The sequence below is a fragment of the Microbulbifer epialgicus genome (assembly GCF_041447265.1).
Lineage (GTDB): Bacteria > Pseudomonadota > Gammaproteobacteria > Pseudomonadales > Cellvibrionaceae > Microbulbifer > Microbulbifer epialgicus.
The window spans coordinates 1-7,597 of the sequence record NZ_JBGMEK010000125.1 but is presented as its reverse complement, the minus strand read 5'-3'; the positions used below and the strand labels follow the sequence as shown (position 1 = coordinate 7,597).

The window sequence follows — 7,597 nt, the reverse complement described above, 5'->3', positions numbered from 1 at the left end:
TAGAGCACCTCTGCTGCGTAGTTTATCGCTTAAGAGAGTGTCCGTCGTTGGTGGGTAGGATCATGGAATTTACCTATGCCTGCAAGATATGTCATAGGCATTGATGGAATTATCACCTATGTGGAAGTGAATCCTGACTATACACGTCGTCCTGAGCTGAGAGACCTTTTTCCAGTACTTGATAAGTTGAGTCAGTCTACGGCCGCATAGTATGAAAACATCTATACCTCTTTACCACAAAACAAGTGTTAAAGAGGTATAGAGCAATATGAAAAAATTGCTTTGTTAGTTCAAAATATTGTGGATCTTCAATTCAATTTCATATCGAACAATGTAAAGGTAAAGCTCATGGTTAATTTTACACGATACACAATTGAAACAGCTCCAGATGCTTCTAAGAAAACCCTAGAAGCTGCTAAGAAAAAAATGGGGTTTGTGCCCAACTTTATGGCCACAATGGCTGAAACACCCGTAATGGTAGAGAGCTACCTAACACTTATTGCGCATTAGATACTGTTCTTCTGTACTGAGTTTTCTTACGTTGTATTTCATGCTCGTATTTACAGCATAAAGTATTTATTATTTCTGAGTTACTAGTATTTGGGTTCTCGAACCCGCTTATTCGATCTTTTTTTGCTTGGGTGTTCATTGCTCTGAACCTAGTGGATCTCCAATTTCCTGTAGATATGTGTAATGCCATGAAAGATAGAAGTGTTTTTTTTTTGCTTCTCTCTCTGCTTAAATTACCTCAGTTGCCACTGCGACGTTACCTGAGCTTTTGACTCATCGCCGTGGTAAAGGATTAATCACCAACATCAAAAGCCAAAAAAGAGGGAATCCCCATGGCTATCTACATGAACTTTAACAAGAAAGCTACCAAAGGCAACGTCACCGCCAAAGGTTACGAGGACTGGATCGAAATTGACAGCTTCAACTTTGGTGTTGGCCGCGATATCAAAATGGAAGCTGGTGCTACCTCCAACCGTGAAGCCTCTCGCCCCAGCCTGAGCGAAGTAACTTTCACCAAGCGCATCGATGCTGCTTCCGGTGGTCTGTTCAAGACTTCTGTCACTGGAGACGAAGGCGTGCCCGTAGAAATCCACATTGTACAGACCGGCGCCAACTCTGTAGAAAAGTACGCTGTTTACAAACTGACTGACGTCATTATCGCTTCTTACAGCATTGGTGCTTCTGCCGGCGGTGCTCCTCAAGAGTCCGTATCTCTGAGCTTTGCCAAAATCGAAGCCGAACTCGACCACGCTGATAAGACTAACAAGAACCCGAAGAACATGAAGGTTGGATACGACCTCACTACAGCGACTCCGCTGTAATTGGTTCGACTTGCTTCGGGTTGAACAGTGGCCTGCAGAGTACCTGCGGGCTGCTGTCCTCCAGTTCTTTAGCTGAGTGCTTATACGAGCACTGACCTAAAGAACTGCAGATTTCTAAAATCTCATTTCTTATTTGGCACCGTAGGGATAGTTGGGGCTGCCCATGGCTACACTCAATCAAGATAAAAGAATGATTACGGTCGACAGCCCTGTCGGCACGGATGCGCTGATTGCAACGACCTTACAAGGCGAGGAGCATGTTTCCAAGCTTTTTCGCTATGAAGTACAGCTTCTCTCAGATGACCACGCTATTGAACAAAAGGACCTTGTTGGTAAGCCGGTAACCGTCTCTATCCATCACTCTGAGACACCGCGGCATATTAATGGCTATGTTACCCAGTTCTCCCTTCACGATGTAAACGCCGAAGGCGTGCGCAGTTATAGCGCAATTCTTCAACCTGGCCTGTGGTTCACAAGTCTCGGAGGTTCCAACAGAGTTTTCGAAAAGAAGTCCGCCAAGCAAATTCTCGAAGAAGTGCTCGGTGAATACAGCAAGGTTATCAAACTGACCTTAAAGCTAAATGCCGAATACATCACCCGTGAATACTGCGTACAGTTTGATGAAAGCGACTTTGAATTTATCAATCGCTTAATCGCTGAAGAGGGTATTTCCTACTACTTCAAGCACTCTGAAGGGCAGCATGAGCTGGTACTCTGCGATGATCCTCAGGATTTTTACGACTGTGAAAGTGAAAAAATTGAGTATGACGGAGGCGGCAGCCATCCCACGAAAAATACAGTGAGTAGCTGGAGAAGAAACTTCAACTACCACGGCGGCGGTTTTGAGCTCAAGGATTACAGTGAATTTACTGCTACCAAAGACAATAAGCAGCAAGTTAAAACCACCAGCAAGCTGAATGATGTCTCTAACTATCTGCGCGGCTTATATGGCCTGAACCACTTCCAGGCTGATGGCGAACACAAACACAAATTTACGGATAGCTATCACAAGGCTCTGGCGGAGCGCGCCATGGAGGCTCAGGAAGCACTATTTGATGTGAGCCATGGACGTAGCGACTGCCCCTCCTTTACTGCCGGCGGGCGTTTTAATTTTGACCACAGCCTGTCGTCAGAAAAGGGGAAGTATCTTATTACGTCTGTGCATGTTTCAGCTGCAGACGGTAACAGTAACGAAACACACTTCCACAATACCTTCAGCTGTATCCCATCTGCGGTAATGCCACGCCCACAGCCGAATGTTTCTGCAAAGAAAATACACTCACCACAAGTAGCACGTGTATTGGAAGTAAAAGCAACCGCATCCGACAGCTCTCAGGACCCCTACACACAGTTAAAGGTGAAGTTTCCATGGAATTCCCAGCAAAACAGCTGCTGGGTCAGAGTGATGCAGTCCTTTGCAGGTAAAAACTGGGGGGCAAATTTTGTACCCAGGGTAAACCAGGAAGTGGTTGTTACCTATATCAATGGCGACCCCGACCGCCCTTTAATTACCGGAGCGGTGTACAACGGCGATAATCCCGGCCCCAATTACACCGCCACACAGAGTGGCTGGAAAACCGAATATGAAGGTAGCACCTTCAATGAATTGCGGTTTGATGACAAAGGCGGCAGCGAAGAAATCTATATGGAGGCCGGCAAGGATCACAACTTTGTTATCCATAATGACCAGTCCGGTAAAATAGAAAATAAACAAACCCTCGAAGTTAAACAGGATCGTAGCATTACCGTAACTGATGGCAGCGAAGTAGTCACTATTGCCAAAGGTGACCAAAAATTGAATGTGGATAAAGGAAACCAGACTGTCACGATTGGTTCAGGAAATCATACATTAAAAATTAGTAAAGGCTCGCAAACCACAGATGCCATGGGTGCTATCAAAATATCCTCAAAAGCTTCAATTGAATTAAAGGTCGGGGGTAGCAGTATCAAATTAACCCCAGCGGGAATCACCATCAAAGGCACCATGCTTTCTTGCAAAGGCGACGCCACTGCCGAAGTGAAGGGCGGCGGCATGCTTACCCTGAAAGGCGGCGTGACTATGATCAACTGATGAGGATCAATCACTAATGACTGACCTGATCAAAGTACAGGCACTGACCGCAGCAGAATTACTGGAAAATTTTGAAGTGAGCGAGGAGGCGGAAGAACACCTGGTACCCGATACCGCTCCTGAAGTCAGTATTAATCAACTGGTAGACGCATGTCTCTACCCAGATGCCATCAAACTGTTAGCACACGGACTCCCCAAACGGGAAGCTGTTTGGTGGGCTTGTCTCGCGGCTCGGGATATTCAAGGTCCTGAAACTGATGAAGACAATGTAAATGCATTAATAGCAGCAGAAAGCTGGGCCAAGAAACCCAGCGAAGAAACTCGGTTAAAGTGCAAAACCCTGGGCAATAAAACCAAGCATAAAACCCCCGCGAGTTGGGCTGCTACAGCAGCGAGTTGGTGCCATGGAAGTCTGGCGGCTGAAGGCGAGCCTGTGGTTGAGCCGCCAGAGCATCTTTATGCACACGCCGTCGCCGGTAGTGTCACTCTCGCGGCAGTTTTATCTGATCCGGTCGATCCCGGCAAAAGATTCGCTCGATATATGAATCAAGGGTTGGACCTGGCACGTGGTGGTAATGGCAGGATAGAGGACTAAATAATGGGCAAACCGGCTTCGCGTATAACGGACATGCATGTCTGTCCAATGGTGACAGGCACCGTGCCTCATGTAGGCGGGCCAATTTTAAGCCCCGGAGCACCCACCGTTATTATCGGCGGTATGCCCTCAGCCACAGTCGGCAGTGCCTGTACCTGTGTAGGACCGCCCGATACCGTAGCTATGGGCAGCACTACCGTATTGCTGCAAAAAAAGCCTGCTGCCCGCATGGGAGATACAACTGGCCATGGAGGCAAGATTGTAATCGGCTGCCCGACAGTTTTGATTGGCGGTTAAGCTTTACATCATCATTGTTTATTAAGGTTAATTTGTTATGGACTGATTAAACAGCCGACCAACAGTAAGCAGGGGGAGTAAGAGCGCCAAATAATTTATTTATGGGGTGGCGAGATGATCTACTCTCTCCGTGAATGAATTGCAATTATTACTTGAAAATAAAAGATCATAGGACAATCGTCATGGGAAAACTAATTAGTCGCAGCATCAAGCATGGGGTAAGCTTTTCCGTGTTGGTCGAGGATAATGCACCGGTCCTCTATCAAACGAAAGTGAAAAAATCACTTGAAAGCTGGCTAGATGAAGCACAGACCATCTTGAATCGGGCGATGGAAGTATGCTCCACAGCTCTTGTTACCCCTGATAAGGTTCCAGGTAAATTTCATAATTTACTTTCCTACTACTTCGGCCTTCCCACAGATTGTCCACGAGAAAAACAAATAATTTGTTTAAACGCGATACTTAGCCGGTTAAATAGAACTCAGACGGGTTTGAATAAGGGGGTGGAGCTTGCGGACAGGCCCCAGATGCCAGTAAGAGCAAAAATTCAGACTTCTGTCTTGAAGGCAGCAGGTTATAAAGACCCCACGGAATCTTATGCGGGTTTTGTGTATGTGGACTTTATTGAAAAAATTCCCAGGTATCTTTCAAATACATATAAGATGAAGAAAGCGAAATGGTGGGAGAGCGGCACCTTATCCTCGACGTGGGGGGAGCAACTCAATGGGGGGGGATTTATGGAACCTTTCTATTACCCCATCCATTTGAATTTCAAAATAATTTGGCCAAAAGGTGGGATATATTGTATTGTCACTCTGATACACGAGGCAACACATAAATTCGCGGAAACAGTGGATCATGAGTACTTCAAGGATGATGGAAGTATTGTGGATAAATTAGATAATGAAATCAGTGCCCTTGCTCCTATATATCTTAATATTCATAAAGACAAGCCTAGTGATCAAGTATTCAAAATTGTTGAGCAAGAGGCATTAAAAACGTTACGTTCAAAAGATAGTGCGGCTAGAAAACTGATAGAAATTGGTGTGATGAATGCGGTAGATAATGCAGACTCACTGGCATGGTTCGCGTATGACGTAGCACAACTTCCCGGAGATCTAGAACTTGAGAAGGTTGCAGTAGGTATTATGAGCAAGAGAAAAGTACATCCAAACTTGCAAAACCAATAAAGAAAAACTCTGGGGACAGTTCACTTAATTGTAAATCATTGAAGAGTTCCCTTTCCTGCAATTAGGTATCCTAGCCCGAGCTCAGTGAACTGTCCGTAAGCGATCTTACCAGATGGTAGATATTTGGCTATTTGACAAAATCGAGGGAAATATTGCACGAAATTCACTCAATCTTTTGATATATAGGTTTTTTGTTGAGCCACCTTCAATGAGACGGAGGATGAGCTGTACTGAGGGTCAAAGTTAGGTAGTTACGAGCTACGTGTGGAGTTTGATATTTCGCATTTCCTGGAGGGTTGCCAAGAAAGCTGGTCCCTGTAGCTGTTCATCAAAGTTGCCTAGCATATTGATATGCTCCCAACTGATAACTGACCCATTAGAAATGCCATCTGCTATAGATTGGCGCTGTTCAGCGTCATCAATGGAAAGCAAGTAATCAGACAAGTAGAGATAGTTCCATGAGATCACAATATTCTGAAGTATTGTGCTGCAGAGCAAAACTCTACCTAATTACCACCTATGCTAAGCCAATTTTCAGCAACCTTTCCGGCATCGGTGGTGTGCGGAGTGAGACAAAAATAAGCCGGGGAATGAGCGCTGACAAATCAAATCTTCGATTAAACCGATATTGAAATTCAGCCAAATAACGCTGCGCATATTTCGCCCTAATCGCATGGTAGGTGCTACGCAGAGCACTCTTTAAATTACCGAGCACAGTATTCACCCAATAAAATTCAGGTTCATCAACAGAAGCCCGACCTCCACCACAAACAATCTTGTCATGCGCACAGCCAGCTTCTTTCACAGCGTTGAAGCACGCGAGACCATCGGAGATTACTGTGTTACCGCTGCAGAGATGCTTCTTGCTCCACGTAGAGATTTCGCTGTTCTTGAAGCCTTTGACAACAGAGAGCTTAATACGGGTGGGGCGTCCTCCCTGGTGGTTTCGACGGTAGCCACAAAGGGGGTTTTACCCTTGGCTCTGCGCCCAGGCTTGCATTCTGTACGTTCTCCACCAAGATAGGCGTCATCCAATTCAACGAAGCCAGACAGTTTGTATTGGTGATCTTGTTCCATCATCACTTGCATGAGTTTCTGCTTCATACGCCAAGCTGCGTTGTAAGGTAAGCGGTACACAAACTACATACTTTAATGAATAATGTGGATTGTGTACCGCTTACAGCCGAGGGAAGTCAGGCTAGCAAATATAAAACTGATGCAACACTTATCTTAAATGGAATACAAGAGCGACAGTATGTTCTTCGTACTGCTTTTGATTCACTACCAGTCTGGAAAACTAAGCACGCCGTCAGTGTTTCACCATTCTATCCACGCCTTAAAACGAGCATAAAAGAGGCGGCTTTAATTGATAACGAAATATGGGTATTTGGTATAGATGGTACTAACCCGCATCATATTATTGATGCAGTAACCGTAGCCTCTCAGTTCTATATGATTGAGCCAAGGGATATTCTTAGCAATGTCTATGTCAAAAATCTGAATGCTGAGGGGGAAGCAAGCCTTGAACTCAGCCTCTTGGTGAAGCTAAATAAAGATTTATATAAAGCAACAACTGAAGCTATCATGGAAGCATGCAGGCACTTCGGTATAAATAATGAAGTAAATCTCCATGTGTATAGCGCCAATATTAATCCAAAGATTCCTCAACAAGATCTCCACCAAGCGTTAAAAGATGGTGGGGCCTCTTCAGTTGTTACTGATTCTAGAAATCTAAAGTATAAATCCGGGAATAACCTTGGGAATAGAGGAGCTACAATTAGAACCAATATGCATGTAGCAAAACTGGAGTTTTGATCATTCATACAAGTGCAAATGATTATGAGAGGCTGCTCTTACTAGTTGATTAGTGATAACCAGACAGTAACTTGACAAACTAGATCGTAAATTGATTTACTCGGAGGGTGTTCAAAACTCTGCGTCAGCCAGGCAACTATAGGCTGATATATTTCTCCAGGCGATCTGGAAAGTGGATCGCCAGCTGTGACAGTGTCAGATTCCAATTTTGAATCGGGCGTGTCCAGCGTTCGGGGGCTTTTAGTATACCGGCGTAAAGAAGCTTCAGTAAGCTATTCTCATTGGCGAAACCACCCTT

General features: G+C 45.0%; 9 protein-coding genes and 2 pseudogenes. 8 read left to right on the top strand and 3 right to left on the bottom strand.

Annotated features, from left to right (window positions below):
- Window positions 1-75 precede the first annotated feature (75 nt).
- From ACCI49_RS22720 to ACCI49_RS22690, 7 genes are all read left to right on the top strand, one after another.
- Window positions 76-210, top strand: coding sequence for a hypothetical protein (locus ACCI49_RS22720; RefSeq protein ID WP_371841516.1), 135 nt, complete (start codon window positions 76-78; stop codon window positions 208-210).
- A 138-nt stretch (window positions 211-348) separates the two neighbouring features.
- Window positions 349-510, top strand: a complete 162-nt coding sequence (locus tag ACCI49_RS22715) for a hypothetical protein (protein ID WP_371841515.1) — start codon at window positions 349-351, stop codon at window positions 508-510.
- Window positions 511-842: 332 nt separating this feature from the next.
- Window positions 843-1,331, top strand: a complete 489-nt coding sequence (locus ACCI49_RS22710; RefSeq protein WP_371841514.1) for an Hcp family type VI secretion system effector — start codon at window positions 843-845, stop codon at window positions 1,329-1,331.
- Window positions 1,332-1,494: 163 nt separating this feature from the next.
- Window positions 1,495-3,402 (top strand): type VI secretion system Vgr family protein, encoded by a 1,908-nt coding sequence (locus ACCI49_RS22705; protein ID WP_371841513.1) that lies wholly within the window; start codon window positions 1,495-1,497, stop codon window positions 3,400-3,402.
- Window positions 3,403-3,418: 16 nt separating this feature from the next.
- Entirely contained in the window at window positions 3,419-3,997 is a 579-nt protein-coding gene (locus tag ACCI49_RS22700; protein WP_371841512.1) for a DUF6931 family protein, read from the top strand.
- A 3-nt stretch (window positions 3,998-4,000) separates the two neighbouring features.
- The gene (locus tag ACCI49_RS22695; RefSeq protein WP_020413592.1) at window positions 4,001-4,294 is read left to right on the top strand and encodes a PAAR domain-containing protein; all 294 of its coding nucleotides are present in this window, start codon (window positions 4,001-4,003) and stop codon (window positions 4,292-4,294) included.
- A 182-nt stretch (window positions 4,295-4,476) separates the two neighbouring features.
- The gene (locus ACCI49_RS22690) at window positions 4,477-5,484 is read left to right on the top strand and encodes a hypothetical protein (RefSeq protein ID WP_371841511.1); all 1,008 of its coding nucleotides are present in this window, start codon (window positions 4,477-4,479) and stop codon (window positions 5,482-5,484) included.
- A 258-nt stretch (window positions 5,485-5,742) separates the two neighbouring features.
- Here the strand turns inward: ACCI49_RS22690 and ACCI49_RS22685 are convergent, their stop codons facing one another.
- Both ACCI49_RS22685 and ACCI49_RS22680 read right to left on the bottom strand, forming a co-directional pair.
- Complete coding sequence (locus tag ACCI49_RS22685) at window positions 5,743-5,982, bottom strand: Tn3 family transposase (protein WP_371841510.1); 240 nt, start codon at window positions 5,980-5,982, stop codon at window positions 5,743-5,745.
- Window positions 5,983-6,001: 19 nt separating this feature from the next.
- Window positions 6,002-6,612: pseudogene (locus ACCI49_RS22680) on the bottom strand (IS1595 family transposase); the annotation flags it as partial.
- Between the two features lie 24 nt (window positions 6,613-6,636).
- Here ACCI49_RS22680 and ACCI49_RS22675 point away from each other — a divergent pair.
- On the top strand, window positions 6,637-7,299 hold the full coding sequence (locus ACCI49_RS22675; RefSeq protein WP_371841509.1) for a hypothetical protein: 663 nt from the start codon (window positions 6,637-6,639) through the stop codon (window positions 7,297-7,299).
- Between the two features lie 136 nt (window positions 7,300-7,435).
- Here the strand turns inward: ACCI49_RS22675 and ACCI49_RS22670 are convergent.
- Window positions 7,436-7,597, bottom strand: a pseudogene (locus ACCI49_RS22670) (IS256 family transposase); the annotation flags it as partial.